The organism is Streptomyces sp. MAI_2237 (genome assembly GCF_054189285.1).
In genome coordinates this window covers 1,192,743-1,210,680 of sequence record NZ_JAJPGQ010000003.1, presented here as the reverse complement: position 1 = coordinate 1,210,680, position 17,938 = coordinate 1,192,743, and the positions used below count along the sequence as shown (strand labels likewise).

At 70.4% G+C, this 17,938-nt stretch carries 16 protein-coding genes and 1 pseudogene; 5 read left to right on the top strand and 12 right to left on the bottom strand.

Features of this window, described 5'->3' with window-relative positions:
- Positions 1–17: 17 nt before the first annotated feature.
- The gene (locus tag LN251_RS15880) at positions 18–503 is read left to right on the top strand and encodes a DUF3180 domain-containing protein (protein ID WP_458244995.1); all 486 of its coding nucleotides are present in this window, start codon (positions 18–20) and stop codon (positions 501–503) included.
- 29 nt (positions 504–532) lie between these two features.
- On the opposite strand, the gene folE is transcribed toward LN251_RS15880, so the two are convergent.
- The 6 genes from folE to dacB all read right to left on the bottom strand — a co-directional run bounded on the left by folE (position 533) and on the right by dacB (position 8,449).
- The gene (gene folE, locus LN251_RS15875) at positions 533–1,138 is read right to left on the bottom strand and encodes a GTP cyclohydrolase I FolE (RefSeq protein ID WP_058924025.1); all 606 of its coding nucleotides are present in this window, start codon (positions 1,136–1,138) and stop codon (positions 533–535) included.
- A gap of 139 nt (positions 1,139–1,277) precedes the next feature.
- Positions 1,278–3,317 (bottom strand): ATP-dependent zinc metalloprotease FtsH, encoded by a 2,040-nt coding sequence (ftsH, locus tag LN251_RS15870; RefSeq protein WP_458244994.1) that lies wholly within the window; start codon positions 3,315–3,317, stop codon positions 1,278–1,280.
- A gap of 206 nt (positions 3,318–3,523) precedes the next feature.
- Complete coding sequence (gene hpt / locus LN251_RS15865) at positions 3,524–4,084, bottom strand: hypoxanthine phosphoribosyltransferase (RefSeq protein ID WP_058924027.1); 561 nt, start codon at positions 4,082–4,084, stop codon at positions 3,524–3,526.
- A gap of 70 nt (positions 4,085–4,154) precedes the next feature.
- Positions 4,155–5,174 (bottom strand): tRNA lysidine(34) synthetase TilS, encoded by a 1,020-nt coding sequence (gene tilS, locus LN251_RS15860; RefSeq protein ID WP_458246729.1) that lies wholly within the window; start codon positions 5,172–5,174, stop codon positions 4,155–4,157.
- Positions 5,175–5,527: 353 nt separating this feature from the next.
- Positions 5,528–6,652: a zinc-dependent metalloprotease gene (locus tag LN251_RS15855; RefSeq protein ID WP_458244993.1), complete on the bottom strand. Its 1,125-nt coding sequence runs from the start codon at positions 6,650–6,652 to the stop codon at positions 5,528–5,530.
- 111 nt (positions 6,653–6,763) lie between these two features.
- Complete coding sequence (dacB, locus tag LN251_RS15850; protein ID WP_458244992.1) at positions 6,764–8,449, bottom strand: D-alanyl-D-alanine carboxypeptidase/D-alanyl-D-alanine endopeptidase; 1,686 nt, start codon at positions 8,447–8,449, stop codon at positions 6,764–6,766.
- 79 nt (positions 8,450–8,528) lie between these two features.
- On the opposite strand from dacB, the gene LN251_RS15845 reads away from it, so the two are divergent.
- Entirely contained in the window at positions 8,529–9,020 is a 492-nt protein-coding gene (locus LN251_RS15845; protein WP_003975424.1) for an inorganic diphosphatase, read from the top strand.
- A 106-nt stretch (positions 9,021–9,126) separates the two neighbouring features.
- Positions 9,127–10,788 carry a threonine/serine ThrE exporter family protein gene (locus tag LN251_RS15840; RefSeq protein ID WP_458244991.1) on the top strand — a complete coding sequence of 554 codons (1,662 nt, stop codon included), beginning with the start codon at positions 9,127–9,129 and terminating at the stop codon, positions 10,786–10,788.
- 16 nt (positions 10,789–10,804) lie between these two features.
- Here LN251_RS15840 and LN251_RS15835 read toward each other — a convergent pair whose 3' ends face one another.
- Positions 10,805–11,728, bottom strand: a complete 924-nt coding sequence (locus LN251_RS15835) for a DedA family protein (protein ID WP_458244990.1) — start codon at positions 11,726–11,728, stop codon at positions 10,805–10,807.
- A gap of 142 nt (positions 11,729–11,870) precedes the next feature.
- Between LN251_RS15835 and LN251_RS15830 the strand changes: the two genes are divergently transcribed.
- Entirely contained in the window at positions 11,871–12,236 is a 366-nt protein-coding gene (locus LN251_RS15830; RefSeq protein ID WP_058924032.1) for a YbjQ family protein, read from the top strand.
- Between the two features lie 21 nt (positions 12,237–12,257).
- On the opposite strand, the gene LN251_RS15825 is transcribed toward LN251_RS15830, so the two are convergent.
- A complete protein-coding gene (locus LN251_RS15825) occupies positions 12,258–13,067 on the bottom strand; it encodes a MerR family transcriptional regulator (RefSeq protein ID WP_458244989.1) in 810 nt (269 codons plus the stop codon).
- 130 nt (positions 13,068–13,197) lie between these two features.
- On the opposite strand from LN251_RS15825, the gene LN251_RS15820 reads away from it, so the two are divergent.
- Positions 13,198–14,598 carry a glutamate decarboxylase gene (locus LN251_RS15820; RefSeq protein ID WP_458244988.1) on the top strand — a complete coding sequence of 467 codons (1,401 nt, stop codon included), beginning with the start codon at positions 13,198–13,200 and terminating at the stop codon, positions 14,596–14,598.
- Between the two features lie 16 nt (positions 14,599–14,614).
- Here LN251_RS15820 and LN251_RS15815 read toward each other — a convergent pair.
- The 4 genes and pseudogenes from LN251_RS15815 to LN251_RS15800 form a co-directional block, all read right to left on the bottom strand.
- A pseudogene (locus LN251_RS15815) lies at positions 14,615–15,077 on the bottom strand (ABC transporter permease); the annotation flags it as partial.
- Between the two features lie 5 nt (positions 15,078–15,082).
- Entirely contained in the window at positions 15,083–15,724 is a 642-nt protein-coding gene (locus tag LN251_RS15810) for a PadR family transcriptional regulator (RefSeq protein ID WP_458244987.1), read from the bottom strand.
- A gap of 25 nt (positions 15,725–15,749) precedes the next feature.
- Complete coding sequence (locus LN251_RS15805; RefSeq protein WP_458244986.1) at positions 15,750–16,298, bottom strand: DinB family protein; 549 nt, start codon at positions 16,296–16,298, stop codon at positions 15,750–15,752.
- Between the two features lie 113 nt (positions 16,299–16,411).
- Positions 16,412–17,872, bottom strand: a complete 1,461-nt coding sequence (locus LN251_RS15800; protein WP_458244985.1) for an aldehyde dehydrogenase family protein — start codon at positions 17,870–17,872, stop codon at positions 16,412–16,414.
- Positions 17,873–17,938: the final 66 nt, after the last annotated feature.

Below are 17,938 nucleotides of genomic sequence, written 5' to 3'. Positions count from 1 at the left end.
GGAGCTGAAGGGACACCGTGAGAGAGCTGCGCATCAGGGTGCTGGCCGGCGTGTTCGTCGTGGCCGGGATCCTGTCCTGGGCGGGCGCCCGCCTCTGGAACTCGATCGGGACGCTCCCCAGCGTCCCCCTGGCCGCCCCCATCGTCCTCGCCCTGATCGCCGTGGTCCTGACGGCCACGGCGCTCTCGATCCGCGGCCGTCTCAAGGCCCAGCGCGAGCGCCGTCCCGAGGCCAAGGGCGTCGACCCCCTGATGGCGGCCCGCGCGGTCGTCTTCGGTCAGGCCAGCGCGCTGGTCGCGGCCCTCGTCGCCGGGATGTACGGCGGCACCGGTGTCTTCCTGCTGGAGCTCCTCGACATCCCGGCCCGCCGCGACCAGGCCATCTACGCCGGCTTCTCGGTCGTGGCGGGTATCGCGGTGATAGCGGCGGCCATCTTCCTGGAGCGCGTCTGCAAGCTCCCGGACGACGACGAGAGCGACAACGGCGCGGCGTCCCCGGCCTGAGGGGCAGGACACCGGGGCCCCGGCGGGCCCTACTTGGCCATGATGAGGCTCATCGCCTCGTTGCGGGTGGCGGGATCGCGCAGCTGCCCGCGCACGGCCGACGTTATGGTCTTGGCGCCCGGCTTGCGGACCCCGCGCATGGACATGCACATGTGCTCGCACTCGACGACCACGATCACCCCGCGCGGCTCCAGGATCTTCATCAGCGAGTCGGCGATCTGCGTGGTGAGACGTTCCTGCACCTGGGGGCGGCGGGCGTAGACGTCCACGAGCCGGGCCAGCTTCGACAGCCCCGTGATCTTGCCGTCCGCCGACGGGATGTACCCGACGTGGGCGACGCCGACGAACGGCACGAGGTGGTGCTCGCACGAGCTGAGCACCTCGATGTCCTTCACCAGGACCATCTCGTCGTGCCCCAGGTCGAACGTCGTCGTCAGCACGTCCTCGGGCTTCTGCCACAGCCCCGCGAAGATCTCTTTGTACGCCCGCGCCACCCGCGCCGGCGTCTCCTTGAGGCCCTCCCGGTCCGGGTCCTCCCCGACCGCGATCAGCAGCTCACGGACGGCGTTCTCGGCACGCTTCTCGTCGAACTCGCCGATGCTGCCTTCGCCGTCCAGCGTCACGGGGTCGGTCATGTGGATTCTCGTTCCTGTGCGGGTCACGCGTGCGGGTCACGCGCCTCGTCTGCGGCCTGGCTGAAAACGCCGCGCCCCCCAGGCTAAAACCTGGGGGGCGCGTACAGCCATTCCGGTCCGTGCGGGCCGAAGGGCGAGGTCAGCTCTCGGGCCGGTCCTCCGGGATCGCCTCGGTCGCCGGAGCCTGCTCCGTCGCCGTCGACTTGGCGGTGGAGATCGCCGGGGTCGCGCCGTTGGCACCGTTGGTCAGTGCGAGCTCCCTGGGGGAGAGCACCGGCGGGCGGGTGGACGGCGTGCGCCGCGAGGAACCGGTCCAGGCGGGCCGCGGCGGACGCTTGACGATGGTGGCGAAGATCTCCGCGATCTCCTCCTTGTTCAGCGTCTCCTTCTCGAGCAGCTTGAGCACGAGGTTGTCGAGGACATCGCGGTTCTCGACCAGGATCTCCCAGGCCTCGTTGTGCGCGTTCTCGATGAGCTTCTTGACTTCCTCGTCCACCAGCGCGGCGACCTCTTCCGAGTAGTCACGCTGGTGAGCCATCTCACGTCCGAGGAACGGCTCGGTGTTGTCGCCGCCGAACTTGATGGCGCCCAGCCGCTCGGTCATGCCGTACTGGGTGACCATCGCTCGGGCCGTGGCCGTGGCCTTCTCGATGTCGTTGGCCGCGCCCGTGGTCGGGTCGTGGAAGACCAGTTCCTCGGCCGCCCGGCCGCCCAGCATGTAGGCGAGCTGGTCGAGCATCTCGTTGCGGGTGGTCGAGTACTTGTCCTCGTCCGGGAGCACCATCGTGTAGCCGAGCGCACGGCCGCGGCTCAGGATGGTGATCTTGTGGACCGGGTCGGAGTTCGGGGAAGCCGCCGCGACCAGGGCGTGTCCGCCCTCGTGGTACGCGGTGATCTTCTTCTCCTTGTCCGACATGATCCGGGTCCGCTTCTGCGGGCCCGCCACCACACGGTCGATGGCCTCGTCGAGCATCGAGTTGTCGATGAGCTTGCGGTCGCTGCGGGCCGTGAGCAGAGCGGCCTCGTTGAGGACGTTGCTCAGGTCCGCACCGGTGAAGCCCGGCGTACGGCGGGCGACCGCCGCGAGGTCGACGTCGGGCGCGACCGGCTTGCCCTTCTGGTGGACCTTGAGGATCTCCAGACGGCCCTGCAGGTCCGGCGGGTCGACCGCGATCTGGCGGTCGAAGCGGCCCGGGCGCAGCAGCGCCGGGTCGAGGATGTCCGGACGGTTGGTGGCCGCGATGAGGATCACGCCACCCTTGACGTCGAAGCCGTCCATCTCGACGAGCAGCTGGTTCAGCGTCTGCTCGCGCTCGTCGTGACCACCGCCGAGGCCGGCGCCGCGGTGGCGGCCGACCGCGTCGATCTCGTCGACGAAGACGATCGCCGGGGCGTTCGCCTTGGCCTGCTCGAACAGGTCACGGACCCGGGAGGCACCGACACCGACGAACATCTCGACGAAGTCGGAACCGGAGATCGAGTAGAACGGGACCCCCGCCTCACCGGCGACGGCACGCGCGAGCAGCGTCTTGCCGGTACCGGGGCGGCCGTAGAGCAGCACGCCCTTGGGGATCTTGGCGCCGACGGCCTGGAACTTCGCCGGCTCCTGCAGGAACTCCTTGATCTCGTGGAGTTCCTCGACGGCCTCGTCACAGCCCGCGACGTCGGAGAACGTCGTCTTCGGCGTGTCCTTGGTGATGAGCTTGGCCTTGGACTTCCCGAAGTTCATGACCCGGGAGCCGCCGCCCTGCATCTGGTTCATCAGGAACAGGAAGACGACCACGATCAGGACGAAGGGAAGCAGGGAGAGCAGGATGCCCAGGAAGGGGTTCTGCTTGGACGGCGACACGGTGTAGCCGTCCGGGATCTGCTTGTCCTGGTATTTGGTCTGCAGCGTGTTGGCGATGGCCACGCCCTGGTCGCCGATGTAGCTCGCCTGGATCTTGGAGCTGCCCTCGACCTTTTCGCCAGACTTGAGCTGGACCTTGACGGTCTGCTCGTCACCGGTGGTCAGCTTGGCCGACTCCACCTTGTTGTCGTTGATCGCTGCGACGACCTGGCCTGTGTCCACCGTCTTGTAGCCGCCGGACGAACCGACGACCTGCATCAACACGACCACGGCAAGGACGGCCAGCACGATCCACATGACCGGCCCACGGAAGTATCGCTTCACGTCCATCCACACGGAGCGGTGCCGCCCCGTCCCTCCTGCCATAGTGAGTTTGATAAGACAGTTCTTCTGACGGTACCCCAGCATTGTCGCCCGAAGCCGCACGGGCGGGCTGGCAACCCGTCTGCATGCTCCAACGGCGCGAAACCCGCTGGGGTTCCCGATCGTCCTACAAAGAAGGCTCTCTTGGCCCCAAGGATGCCCTCGGGGGCCGGTCAGCCGCCGTAGACGTGGGGCGCGAGCGTACCGACGAACGGGAGGTTCCGGTACTTCTCGGCGTAGTCGAGGCCGTAGCCGACGACGAATTCGTTCGGAATGTCGAAGCCGACCCACTCGACGTCGATGGCGACCTTGGCGGCGTCCGGCTTGCGCAGCAGGGTGCAGATCTTCAACGACTCAGGCTCGCGCGAGCCGAGGTTGTTGATCAGCCAGGACAGCGTCAGCCCGGAGTCGATGATGTCCTCGACGATCAGGACGTGCTTGCCCTTGATGTCGGTGTCGAGGTCCTTGAGGATCCGCACCACTCCGGAGGACTGGGTGCCCGCGCCGTACGACGACACGGCCATCCAGTCCATGGTGACGGGGGTGGACAGCGCCCGCGCGAGGTCGGCCATGACCATCACCGCACCCTTGAGGACACCGACGATGAGCAGGTCCTTGCCCGCGTATTCCGCGTCGATCTTCGCGGCCAGCTCGGCCAGCTTCGCGTCGATCTCTTCCTTGGTGATGAGCACCTGCTGAAGGTCCGCACCCATGTCTTTCGCGTCCACCCGCATCACTTTCGGTCGTCCCACCGGCTGCCCGGCCCCTGGAGGGACCCGGATCCCCCACAAAAGGGGATGAGATTCAGCCTTGCCGAATCACCAGTCTGCCACCCTGGCGCTGGGCGACGACTTTGCCGGGCAGGTTGATGGCCCCCTGGCCGCGCCAGCCGGTGATCAGCCGGTCGACTTCCTCGATGTGGCGGGCGAACAGGGAGCCCGCGGGAGCGCCGGCCTCGATGGCGGCCTGGCGCAGGACGCGGCGGCGCACGGCGGGCGGCAGGACGTAGAGCTTGGCGCACTCCAGCAGACCGGCGGCGTCCCGTACGGAGGCCTCGGCCTGGCGCGCCCAGGCGTCGAGGGCGTCGGCGTCGTCGCGGGAGAGCTGGGCGGTGCGGGCGAGAGCCTCGACGACACCCTTGCCGAGGGCCTTCTCCAGGGCGGGCAGGCCCTCGTGGCGCAGCCGGGAGCGGGTGTAGGCGGGGTCGGCGTTGTGGGGGTCGTCCCAGACGGGCAGGGACTGGACCATGCAGGCCTTGCGGGCGGTCTGCCGGTCGAGCTGAAGGAAGGGGCGGCGGTAACGGCCGCCGGCCCCCGAGACCGCGGCCATTCCGGACAGGGAGCGGATGCCGGAGCCGCGGGCGAGGCCGAGCAGGACGGTCTCGGCCTGGTCGTCGCGGGTGTGGCCGAGCAGGATCGCCTCGGCGCCGTGGCGGGCGGCGGCGGCGTCGAGGGCGGCGTAGCGGGCGTCGCGGGCGGCGGCTTCCGGGCCGCCTTCGCGGCCGACGGTCACGGCGACGGAGTCGACCGGGTCCAGGCCCAACTCGCGCAGCCGCAGGGCGACTTCCTCGGCGCGCAGGTCGGAGCCGGGCTGCAGGCCGTGGTCGACGGTGACGCCCCCGGCGCGGATGCCGAGCTTGGGGGCCTCGAAGGCGAGGGCGGAGGCGAGGGCCATGGAGTCGGCGCCGCCGGAGCAGGCCACGAGCACGAGCGGCGCGGACGCGCGCGCGTACTGGCGCTGCGCGGAGACCGCGGCCCGCCCCGAGGGGGCGAAGGACCCGGGGACGGCGGAGGACCCGGGGACGGCGGAAGGCCCGGGCACCACGGACGGCCCGGGCACCACGGACGGGCCGGAGACCACCGGTGGCCCGGAGACGGAGGACGCCCCGGTCGCCGCGGGCGGCTCGGAGCTCAAGTCGTTGAGGATGTCGTGCAGGACGCGGCGGACCGCCAGGCGTATCGCCGCGACCGCAGGATGGGGACCCATGTCCGGTTCCCTTCATGAAGTTTTCGGGGGTGAACCCGAGGCCGGTCACTCAGAGTGTGTAGATGGTGACAGAACCGGGGCTTTCCCCGAGCATCGCACGCCTACCCATCGCTCACGGTCCCTCGGACGGGTGATTGGAGGGGCGTTCGCCTGCCGTCGGCCGGATTCCTCTCACGGCCTTGCGACCGCGTTCACGACTCGCTCTTGCGGTGCACTCGCGCGACCCAGTCCGCCGGCTTGGCGATCTCCGTCTTCGTGGGGAGGGTGTTGGGGGACGTCCACACGCGGTTGAAGCCGTCCATCCCGACCTCCTCCACGACGGCCCGTACGAACCGTTCGCCGTCCCGGTACTGCCGGAGCTTGGCGTCCAGGCCCAGCAGCTTGCGCAGGGTCATGTCCAGCCGCGAGGCACCCTTGGCGCGGCGCTGCTGGAACTTCTCGCGGATCTCGGAGACGGTCGGCACGACCTGCGGGCCCACACCGTCCATCACGAAGTCGGCGTGGCCCTCCAGCAGGGACATCACGGCGGTGAGCCGGCCGAGGATCTCCCGCTGGGCGGGGGTCTGCACGAGTTCCACGAAGGACCGGCCGCCGTCGTCCTCCTCGCCCTCCGGGCGTCCCCCGGCGAGCGACTGGGCGGCCTCCCGGACGCGCTCCAGGACGGTCATCGGGTCGACGTCCGTCTCTCCCAAGAAAGACTGGATCTCGCCCTCGAGGTGGTCGCGCAGCCAGGGAACCGCGGTGAACTGCGTGCGGTGCGTCTCCTCGTGCAGGCAGACCCACAGGCGGAAGTCGTGGGGCTCGACGTCGAGTTCACGCTCCACGTGCACGATGTTGGGCGCCACCAGGAGCAGCCGGCCGCCGCCGTTCTCGCCGGCCGGCAGGTCGCGGGTGGAGGGGGCGAAGGTCTCGTACTGGCCGAGGACGCGGGAGGCCAGGAAGGACAGCAGCATGCCCAGTTCGACGCCGGTGACCTTGCCGCCGACCGCGCCGAGCATCGCTCCGCCCGGCGTGTTGCCGCGCCGCTCCTGCATCTTGTCCAGCAGCGGCTTGAGGATCTCCCGGAAGCCGGCGACGTTCGCCCGCACCCAGCCGGGGCGGTCGACGACGAGGACCGGGGTGTCGTGCGTCTCCTCCGTCCCCAGCCGGGTGAAGCCCCGGACGTGTTCCTCCGAGGCCTTGGCATGCCGGCGCAGTTCCGCGACGACCGCTCGGGCCTCGTCACGGCTCACGTCGGGGCCCGGCCGCACGAGCCGGGTCGCGGTCGCGACCGCGAGATTCCAGTCGACCATCTCGGCACCACCGATGCTCGTCATGCGTCAACCGTACGTGAGCGTTCCCTCTTGGGGCAGGGCGTGGAGGTCGGCCAGGGGGCCCGTGCTGCCGGGTTGACGTGCGGTGCGGCCGGGGCGCCCGGGTTCACGCCGTCAGCGGCAGCCGCACGCCGCCAGCGCCGTGGCGGTCCGGTCCAGTGCCGACTGCGCCGCCGCCGGGCTGGTCGTCTCCGACGCCATGAACGCGAACGCCAGCAGGCGTCCGTCCTGGTCGACCACCGTTCCCGCCAGGGTGTTCACGCCCGTCAGCGTGCCGGTCTTCGCCCGTACGACACCTGCCGCGCCGTCCGTGTAGCGGCTGGTCAGGGTGCCGGTGAACCCGGCCACCGGGAGGCCGGTGAGGATCGGGCGGAGTTCGGGGTGGGCGGGGGCGCCGGCCGTCACCAGCAGGGCCGTCAGGAGGTCCGGGGTGAGCCGGTCGTCGCGGTTCAGGCCGCTGCCGTCGCGGAACCGGGCGCCGCGCGCGGGCAGTCCGAGCTTCTTCAGCTCGGCGGCGATCGCGTCGGCGCCGCCGTCGAAGCTCGCCCGGCCGCCCGTCGACACCGCCGTCTGGCGGGCCAGGGCCTCGGCGATGTCGTTGTCGGAGTTGGTCAGCATGCGTTCGACCAGCGCCGAGAGCGGCGGTGAGGTGACGGCGGCCAGCGACTGCGCGCGCGTGGTGGCCTTGGACGGCCCGGGGGGCGTCGTCCTGATGCCCTGGTCGGCCAGGAAACCGGCGAACTTCGCCGCCGCGTCCGCCGCCGGGTCCGTCACGCGCGGCGCCGGGCCGCTCGCGGAGTCGTCCGTGCGGCCCTCGTCTGCCATGAGGGCGCTGACCGGCGCGAGGTTGTCGTTGACGCCGATGGGGTGCAGTTCGGGGCCGGCGTAGAGAGTGGTGTCGTAGGAGAGCGTCACCTTGGACAGGCCCCGCTTCTTGAGGGCCTTCGCCGTGCCGGCGGCCAGGTCGCGCAGGCTCGCCCAGCCCTGGGCGTCCTTGTGGGCCGTCAGGGTCGGGTCGCCGCCGCCGATCAGGACGAGTTCCCCGGTGTCGGGCTCCAGGACGGTGCGGGTGCTGAAGCGGTACTCCCCGCCCATCGCCGACAGGGCCGCGACGGCCGTGGCGATCTTCGTCGTGGAGGCGGGGGTGAGGGCGTCGTCGGCCGCGGTGCCGTACAGGCGCCTGCCGGTGGCGACATCGACGACGGCGCCGGCGCGGTGGCCGCCGAGCGCGGGGTCGCCGAGGAGGGGCCGCAGGACGTCGGCGAGGGCCGGTCCGGCCGGGGCCGACTTCACGGTGTTCTCGGCGCCTCCGAGACCCACCAGCACCGACGCCGCGCTCGGCGCGGGCCGGGGCGCGCCCGCCGTCGTGTCGGACGATCCGGATGTATCGGTACGACGGCCGTGATCTGCGCCACCCGTGCGTTCCAGGGCGACCGCGCGGTCGCGCTCGGCCGTACGCTGACCGTTGGCGTCCCAGGGGCCGGCGGCGGTCACCACCCCACTGGCCAGCACCAGCCCGAGGGTCGTCGCGCCGGCTGTGTACTGCCAGGTCTTGACCGACCGCGGACGCGAGGCCCGCAGCGTCGCGAGCCGTGGTCCCACGGCCCGTCGCGCTCGCGCGAGTCGCGGCTTCGTGGCCGCGGCGGCTCGTTCCAGCCGTGGCCGTGCGGCGTTCGCGGCTCGTTCGAGCTGGGGGCGTACGGTCCCGGCGGTCCGTGCCAGGAGCGGTCGTACGGCGTTCGCGGCCCGCGCCACGTGCGGTCTCGCGGCCCGCCAAGGCCTCAGTTCAGGCACGACCACCAGCCCCTTTCGCGATCACACACCTGCGTGAGGGACACTTAACCACCAGAACTATGTGTTGATCATGGAGGAGCCACCGGTGGAGTTCGACGTCACGATCGAGATTCCGAAGGGTTCGCGGAACAAGTACGAGGTGGACCACGAGACCGGTCGGATCCGCCTGGACCGTCGACTCTTCACCTCGACCGCCTACCCGACCGACTACGGCTTCGTCGAGAACACCCTCGGCGAGGACGGCGACCCGCTGGACGCGCTCGTCATCCTGGACGAGCCGACGTTCCCGGGCTGTCTGATCCGCTGCCGCGCGATCGGCATGTTCCGGATGACGGACGAGGCCGGCGGCGACGACAAGCTGCTGTGCGTGCCGTCGACGGACCCGCGCGTGGAGCACCTGCGTGACATTCACCACGTCTCGGAGTTCGACCGGCTGGAGATCCAGCACTTCTTCGAGGTCTACAAGGACCTGGAGCCCGGCAAGTCCGTCGAGGGCGCCGACTGGGTGGGCCGCACGGAGGCCGAGGCCGAGATCGAGCGTTCGTACAAGCGCTTCAAGGACCAGGGCGGCCACTGAGCCCCCAGCAGTGCTCTCGGGCCGCACGCATACGCGTGCGGCCCGTTTGTCATGCTGTGCGCATACTGGGCAGTGCCGTACGCGTCGTACAGGGAGCGTTACTCACGTGACGGAGGCGGAGGACCGCAAGCCGCAGTCGGACGAGGCCAGGGGCACGTTCGATCCCGAGATCACATCCGAGTTCGCGATTCCCGCGGGCTTCGTCGCCCCCAGAGCGGCCGTCGAGCCGGAGACGACCTCCGAGTTCGCCGTCCCGGACGGACTGGCGGTCCCGCAGCCGCCGGGGGCGGAGGCCGAGGGGTCGGCGTTCAGCATGCCGAGCACCTACAGCTCCAAGCAGGCGCCGGTCGCCTTCACCCCGGCGACCGGCGTGCCGGTCGTCAGCCTGACCAAGGACGTGCCCTGGCAGGACCGCATGCGCACGATGCTGCGCATGCCGGTGGCGGAGCGGCCCGCGCCGGAGCCGCCGCCCAGGACGGAGGACGGCGGCCCCGCCGTCCCGCGCGTGCTCGACATGACCCTGCGTATCGGCGAGTTGCTGCTCGCGGGCGGTGAGGGCGCGGAGGACGTCGAGGCCGCGATGTTCGCGGTGTGCCGCTCCTACGGGCTGGACCGCTGCGAGCCGAACGTCACCTTCACGCTGCTGTCGATCTCCTACCAGCCGTCCCTGGTCGACGACCCGGTGACCGCGTCACGGACCGTGCGGCGCCGGGCCACCGACTACACGCGGCTGGCGGCCGTCTACCGGCTGGTGGACGACCTCAGCGACACCGAGACCCACATCTCCCTGGAGGAGGCCTACCGCCGGCTCGCGGAGATCCGCCGCAACCGCCACCCGTACCCCACCTGGGTGCTGACCGGGGCGAGCGGCCTGCTCGCCGGGGCGGCCTCCGTGCTCGTCGGCGGTGACGTGGTCGTGTTCCTCGCGGCCATGCTCGGCGCGATGCTCGGCGACCGGCTGGCGTGGCTGTGCGCGGGGCGCGGGCTGCCGGAGTTCTACCAGTTCACCGTCGCCGCGATGCCGCCGGCCGCGATCGGGGTCGCGCTGACCGTCGCCCACGTGGACGTGAAGGCGTCCGCGGTCATCACCGGTGGGCTGTTCGCGCTGCTGCCGGGGCGGGCCCTGGTGGCGGGCGTGCAGGACGGGCTGACCGGGTTCTACATCACCGCGTCGGCGCGTCTGCTGGAGGTCGTCTACCTGTTCGTCGGCATCGTCACGGGCGTGCTGGTCGTCCTGTACTTCGGGGTGAACCTGGGCGCCAAGCTCAACCCGGACGCGGCCCTGCGGATCGCCGACCGGCCGCTGTGGCAGATCGGCGCCTCGATGCTGCTGTCGCTGACGTTCGCGGTGCTGCTCCAGCAGGAGCGCTCGACGGTGGCGTGGGTGACGCTGAACGGCGGTGTCGCGTGGTGCGTGTACGGCGCGCTGCGCTATCCCGGCGATCTGTCGCCGGTGGCCTCCACCGCGGTGGCGGCGGGGCTCGTCGGGCTGTTCGGGCAGCTGCTGTCGCGCTACCGGTTCGCCTCGGCCCTGCCGTACACGACGGCGGCGATCGGGCCGCTGCTGCCGGGTTCCTCGACGTACTTCGGGCTGCTGTCGATCGCGCAGAACGACGTCGACAAGGGGCTGGTGTCGCTGGCCACGGCGGCCTCGCTCGCCATGGCCATCGCCATCGGGGTCAACCTCGGTTCGGAGATCTCGCGGCTATTCCTGCGGATCGGCTCCGCGGAGAAGCGGCGGGCCGCGAAGCGGACGCGAGGTTTCTGAGCCTCTGGGAGGCCGCTCAGTAGCCCTGGTTCTGGTTGTCGTACGGGTACTGGTCGCCGTACTGCTGCGGCTGGGGGTACTGCTGCTGCGAGTGCTGCGGCTGCTGGTACTGCTGCTGCGGGTAGCGCTGGTCCGGGTACTGGGGCTGCGCGTACTGCTGGTTCGGGTCGTACGGCTGCTGGTACTGCTGCTGGTACTGCTGGGAGTGGTCCTGGTCCGCCGGCGGGATACGGCGCAGCTGGGTCGTCGAGTCGTCCATGACCACCGGGAAGGGCTGCGTCTGCTCCTGGACGGGCTCGGACGCCTCGGGCCCGGCCTTGCGGTTCTTGGAGCGCGCCCGCAGGAACTCGATGATGATCGGGACCACCGAGACGAGGACGATCAGGATCAGGATCGCCTCGATGTTCTTGTTGACGAAGTCGATCTTGCCGAGCCAGGAGCCCAGAAGGGTGACACCGGCGCCCCACAGCACACCGCCGATGACGTTGAAGGTCAGGAACGAGCGGTACTTCATGCCGCTGACGCCGGCGATGATCGGCGTGAACGTACGCACGATGGGCACGAAGCGGGCCAGGACCAGCGACTTGGGGCCGTACTTCTCGAAGAACTCGTGCGCCTTGACCACGTTCTCCTGCTTGAACAGGCGCGAGTCGGGCCGGTTGAACAGGGACGGGCCGACCTTCTTGCCGAACATGTAGCCCGCCTGGTCGCCGAGGATCGCGGCGACGCAGATCAGTGCGATGGCTCCCCACAGCGGGAAGTTCAGCTGATGGGAGGTGATCAGCAGGCCGCAGGTGAACAGCAGCGAGTCGCCGGGCAGGAAGAAACCGATGAGCAGGCCGGACTCGGCGAAGACGATGAGGAGCAGGCCCCAGATGCCGAACGTGTCGAGGAGGTAGTTCGGATCCAGCCAGCTCGGGCCGAGGGCAAGCGTCGTCACGGTTCCGGGCTCCTGAGGGGGTGGGGGAAGGAACGGCGTCCTTCTGCGGGCGCTCAAAGCTATCAACGTTATGTGTCCGCCCCAGGTTCCACCGGTGCCTCCAGGATGCACTGTGCGCCGAGTGGGAGAAAGCTGTGAGGTCATGGGAATCGATGAATACGGCGGCGGCCAGGAGCCCCGCCCGGACGTCCTGGTCGTCACGACGAACGACGTGCCCGGTCACCGGGTCGTGGAGGTGCTCGGCGAGGTCTTCGGGCTGACGGTGCGGTCCCGGCACGTGGGCAGCCAGATCGGTGCGGGACTGAAGTCGATGGTCGGCGGTGAGCTGCGCGGGCTGACCAAGACGCTCGTGGAGACCCGGAACCAGGCCATGGAGCGGCTGGTGGAGCAGGCACGCGCGCGTGGTGCGAACGCGGTGCTGATGTTCCGCTTCGACGTCAGCGAGGCGGCGGGCGTCGGCACGGAGGTGTGCGCGTACGGCACGGCCGTCGTGCTGGCCCGGGAGTGATCCCCCGGGCCGGCGCGACGGTCACGCCTCGTGGCGGGCGGCGTTCGCCGTGATCGCGTCCCTCAGGTGCGCGGCGAGGCCGGGGTGCATGGTGTCGTAGTACGCCTTGAAGCGCTCGTCGGAGACGTACATCTCGGCGAAGCACCGGTGCATGTCGTACGACACCTCGAAGAACCAGCGGCTGACGTGCCGGCGGTGCTCCTCGGCCAGGTCCATCGCCGCCTCGCCGGTCGCGGGGGCGCCGGCGGCGACCAGGGCCGCGTACCGCTCGCTCCAGTCGTCGACCTCGGCCTGCAGGCGTTTCCAGTCCTCCTTGGTGTAGGCCGCGGCCCGGCGCTGGGACTCGGCGTACGCCTCGGTGCCGCCCCAGCGCGCCTCGGCCTCCTCCGCGTACTGGTCGGGGTCCTTGTCGCCGAAGACCTCGAAGCGCTCCTCCGGGGTGAGGTTGATGCCCATCTTGCGTGCCTCCATGGCGTGCTCCACGGCCTCGGCCATCTTCTGCAGCTTCTCGATCCGGGCGGTCAGCAGTTCGTGCTGGCGGCGCAGGTGCGCGCGCGGGTCCGTGTCCGGGTCGTCGAGCAGGGCCGCGACCTCCTCGAGCGGGAAGCCCAGCTCCCGGTAGAACAGGATCTGCTGCAGCCGGTCGAGGTCGGCCTCGCTGTAGCGCCGGTGCCCGGCGTGGCTGCGCGCGCTCGGCACGAGCAGCCCGATGGCGTCGTAGTGGTGCAGCGTGCGCACCGTGACGCCGGCGAAGCCCGCGACCTCTCCGACCGCGTAGCCGTCCCGTCCTGACCAGTGGCTCACTTCGTCCGCTCCCTCCTTGGTACGCACTCCACGGTGGCTCCTCACGTCGCGTGAGGTGCAAGCCCGATTCTCCCGGGACGCCCGGTCGCAGCGGGGCCGGCGTGGGAACTCCGGTTCGCCGGCAGTCGTTCATCAGCGGACGCGAGGAGACACACCCATGGCGCTCCACAAAGGTCCCGACCAGTCCGACGAGCGTGCGCTGTCCGTCAACCCCTTCTTCGGCGAGGCGAATCCGGTCGGCGGCATGACCGAGGCCCCGCCCCGGCACCGGCTGCCCGACGCCCCCATGGCGCCGTCGTCGGCCTACCAGCTGGTGCACGACGAGCTGATGCTGGACGGCAACTCCCGGCTGAACCTGGCCACTTTCGTCACCACCTGGATGGAGCCGCAGGCCGGCGTCCTGATGGCGGAGTGCCGGGACAAGAACATGATCGACAAGGACGAGTACCCGCGCACGGCCGAGCTGGAGCGGCGCTGCGTGGCGATGCTCGCCGACCTGTGGAACGCGCCGGACCCGTCGGCCGCTGTGGGCTGTTCGACGACAGGTTCGAGCGAGGCGTGCATGCTCGCCGGCATGGCGCTCAAGCGCCGCTGGAGCCACCGCAGTCCGGCGCCGGGCGCCCGGCCCAACCTGGTCATGGGGGTCAACGTCCAGGTCTGCTGGGAGAAGTTCTGCAACTTCTGGGAGGTGGAGGCCCGCCAGGTCCCCATGGAGGGCGACCGGTTCCACCTCGACCCGCAGGCCGCGGCCGAGCTGTGCGACGAGAACACCATCGGCGTCGTCGGCATCCTCGGCTCCACCTTCGACGGCTCCTACGAGCCCGTCGCCGACCTCTGCACGGCCCTCGACGCCCTGCAGGAGCGCACGGGCCTGGACATCCCGGTGCACGTCGACGCCGCCTCCGGCGGCATGATCGCGCCGTTCCTCGACGAGGACCTGGTGTGGGACTTCCGCCTGCCGCGCGTGGCGTCCATCAACACCTCGGGGCACAAGTACGGCCTGGTCTACCCGGGCGTCGGCTGGGCGCTGTGGCGCGACAAGGAGGCGCTGCCGGAGGAGCTCGTCTTCCGGGTCAACTACCTGGGCGGCGACATGCCGACCTTCGCCCTGAACTTCTCCCGGCCCGGCGCGCAGGTGGTCGCCCAGTACTACACGTTCCTGCGGCTGGGGCGGGAGGGCTACCGCGCCGTGCAGCAGACGACACGCGACGTGGCCCGGTCCATCGCCGACCGGGTGGCGGCGCTCGGTGACTTCCGGCTGCTGACGCGGGGCGACGAGCTGCCGGTCTTCGCGTTCACCACGGCGCCGGGCGTGGAGGCGTACGACGTCTTCGACGTCTCCCGGCGGCTGCGCGAGAGCGGCTGGCTGGTGCCCGCGTACACCTTCCCGCCGCACCGCGAGGACCTCTCGGTGCTGCGGATCGTGTGCCGCAACGGCTTCTCGGCGGACCTGGCCGACCTGTTCGTGGAGGACCTGACCCGTCTGCTGCCGGAGCTGCGCCGGCAGCCGCGCCCCCTGACCAGGGACAAGGAGGCGGCCACCGGCTTCCACCACTAGCGCTCCGTGGACGAGCTCAGCGGTCCATGCGTGGAAACCGCCGTACGGCCGCGGGGAGGAACACCGCCGGCAGGCCCAACGGCCGTACGACCGCCGCCCACACGTGCCCCGGCTCGCCGCCGGGGCCAGCCAGCAGGTCGCGCCCGGCGGTCGCGGTCTGCGACATGGGGTTCCACTCGACGACCGTGCCCAGCCGGCCGGGCATCGAGTCGGGGGCGGCCAGGGCGTTGGAGAGGAACCCGATCGGCCAGACCAGGATCTGCACGGCCTGCACCGTCTCCGGGCTCCCGGCGACCATGGCCAGGTGGATGCCGATCCACAGCATGGCGAAGCGGAGCAGCAGCAACAGGCCCACCGCGCCCAGGAAGTGGGCCGAGGGCGAGTCCGACGCCGGTCAGGATCGCCGGCCCCAGCGCCGACTGAAGCATGCCGGCCGCCGAACGGCCCACCAGCACCACGCCGTCGGCCATGGGCAGGGAGGCGGTCAGCGGTCGTCCTCCGGATGTCGCTCCCCCGTCGCGTACGGGTTCTCCTGACCGTCCACGAGGACGCCGACGAAGGGCTCGCCCTCCCCGGCGAAGGTGTACGCCCCGCCCTCGATCCGGCCGATCAGCCCCTGGGTCCACTCGGCCTCGCCGTCGGCCGTGTGGACCCAGAGGTTCATGATCTCGCCGATGTGGCCCAGCTGTTCGGGGCCGTCCTCGGGGACGTAGTGCTCGGTGACGGCGGTACGCCACTCCTCGATGCGCCGGACGCGCTCCTTGAGCAGGGACACCACCTCGGCGCGCGGCAGATCGACCATGAAGCCGATGGCCGCCGACTTCACGTCCGTCTTCTGGTCGTAGGCGGTCAGCGCCTCGCGCAGCAGCCGGAGGAACTCCTCGGTGCCCCGGTCGGTGATCTCGTACTCGGTGCGCGGCGGGCCGCCGGCCGTGGACGGGGCGATCTCGTGCGCGTGCAGAAGCCCCTGCTTCGCCATCTGCTTGAGCGCGTGGTAGATCGAGCCGGGCTTGGCGTGGGACCACTCGTGCGCGCCCCAGTACTCCAGGTCGTTGCGCACCTGGTAGCCGTGGGCCCGCCCGTGCTGGCGGACCGCGCCGAGCACGAGGAGACGGATCGCTGACATGGGGCCAGCGTAGGACCCCGGAAGGTCACCCCCAGCTCTTGCCCTGCTCCAGGGCGACCAGCTCGAACGCCGTCTTGCCGTCCAGCGACTCCCGGATGATGTCGGCGTGGCCGGCGTGCCGGGCGATCTCGCGGATGAGGTTCAGACAGACCCAGCGCACGGAGACCCGGGCGTCCGGCGGGAACCACGGGTCGTTCGGGAGCGGGAAGGTGTCGTCCAGGCTCGGCACGGAGCGGACGTAGGCCTCGGTCTCGGCGGCCACCTTCTCCCAGTGGGCGAGCTGGGACTCGACGGTCTCGCCCTCCACCAGCCGGAAGGTCTCGTCCCAGTTGGACTCGTCCCGGTGGATCGCCGGCGGCTCCTGCCTGGCGCGCGCGATCCAGCTCTGCTCGACCTCGGCGACGTGCTTGAGCAGGCCGGAGAGCGAGAGGTCACTGGCGCTGGGCTTGCTCGCGGCCTGCTCCTCGGTCAGTCCGAGCAGCGCGCGCCGGATGCCGCCGCGCTGCTCCTCGATGAACGCGAGCAACGCTCCCCGCTCGTCGCCCTTCGCCTCCGCGGGAACGTGAGTGACCATGAGGGCCGCCTTTCGCCGGTGGCAGGAGGTCCGTCCCCCTGCCGACACCGACGAAGCTACGGGCCGTCGAGGACAACTTCTGTCCTCGATGGCCCGTGGCGCCGAAATCGGGTCTAAAAGGGGAACCCGCTCCTGCCGTGCTGCACCGAGATCCACTTCAGGGTGGTGAAGGAGTCGATCGTGGTCTCGCCGTTCAGACGGCCGACGCCGGATCTCTTCTCGCCGCCGAACGGCACGAGCGGCTCGTCGTGGACCGTGCCGTCGTTCACGTGGAACATGCCGGTGTCGATCTGCTTGGCGAAGTTCACGCCGCGCTCGATGTCGCCGGTGTGTACGGCGCCGCTCAGGCCGTACGGCGTGTCGTTGGCGATGCGCACCGCCTCCTCCTCGCCGTCGAAGGGGATGACGAAGGCGACGGGGCCGAAGACCTCCTGGCGCAGCAGGGCGGAGTCGGCGGGGACGCCGGTCAGGACGGACGGCTCGACCAGGTTCTCGGTGGTCGTGCCGCGCAGCAGTGCCGTCGCGCCCTCGGCGATGGCCTGCTCGACCGTGCTCGAAAGGGCCTCGGCCTGCGAGGAGTTGATGACCGGGCCGATGACGGTCTGCGGGTCGCTCGGGTCGCCGACCTTGAGCGTCTTCACCTTGGCGACGAACTTCTCGGTGAACTCGTCGGCGATCGAGCGGTCCACCAGCACGCGGTTGGCGGCCATGCAGACCTGGCCCTGGTGGACGTAGCGGCTGAAGACCGCCGCGTCGACCGCGTAGTCGAGGTCGGCGTCGTCGAGGACCACGATGGCGCTGTTGCCGCCGAGTTCGAGGACCGAGCGCTTGAAGTGCGAGGCGCAGACGGTGGCCACGTGGCGGCCGACCTTGTCGGAGCCGGTGAAGGAGATGACCTTGGGGACCGGGTGCTCGATGAAGGCGTCGCCGATCTCCGCGATGTCCGTGATGACGACGTTGAGGAGACCGCCCGGCAGCCCGGCGTCCTCGAAGATCTTCGCGACCAGGGAACCGCCGGTGATCGGGGTGTTCTGGTGCGGCTTGAGGACCACGGCGTTGCCGAGCGCCAGGGCCGGGGCGACCGACTTGATCGACAGCAGGAAGGGGAAGTTGAAGGGGCTGATCACGCCGACCACGCCGACCGGGACCCGGTAGAGGCGGTTCTCCTTGCCGTCGACCGGCGAGGGAAGGATCCGGCCCTCGGGCCGCAGCGCCCATTGGATCGACTCGCGCAGGAACTCCTTGGCGAGGTGGAGCTCGAAGCCGGCCTTCAGGTGCGTGCCGCCGAGCTCGGCGATGATCACCTCGGTGATCTCCTGCTCGCGCTCCTCGATCAGGCGCAGCGCCTTCTCGAAGACGGCACGGCGCGCGTACGGGTTGGTCGCGGCCCACTTCTTCTGCGCGCGGGCGGCCGCCCGGTAGGCCTCGTCCACCTCGTCGACCGTGGCGATGGTGATGGACGCCAGCTTCTCGCCGTCGTACGGGTTGAAGTCGATGATGTCCCAGGAGCCCGTGCCCGGGCGCCATTCACCGTCGATGTACTGCTGAGCCAGGTCGGTGAAGTACGACGACATGTGATCCCCAAGTCACTAGCAGACACACGATCAACGCCAGGTCTGATCTGACGTCATCGTACTTGT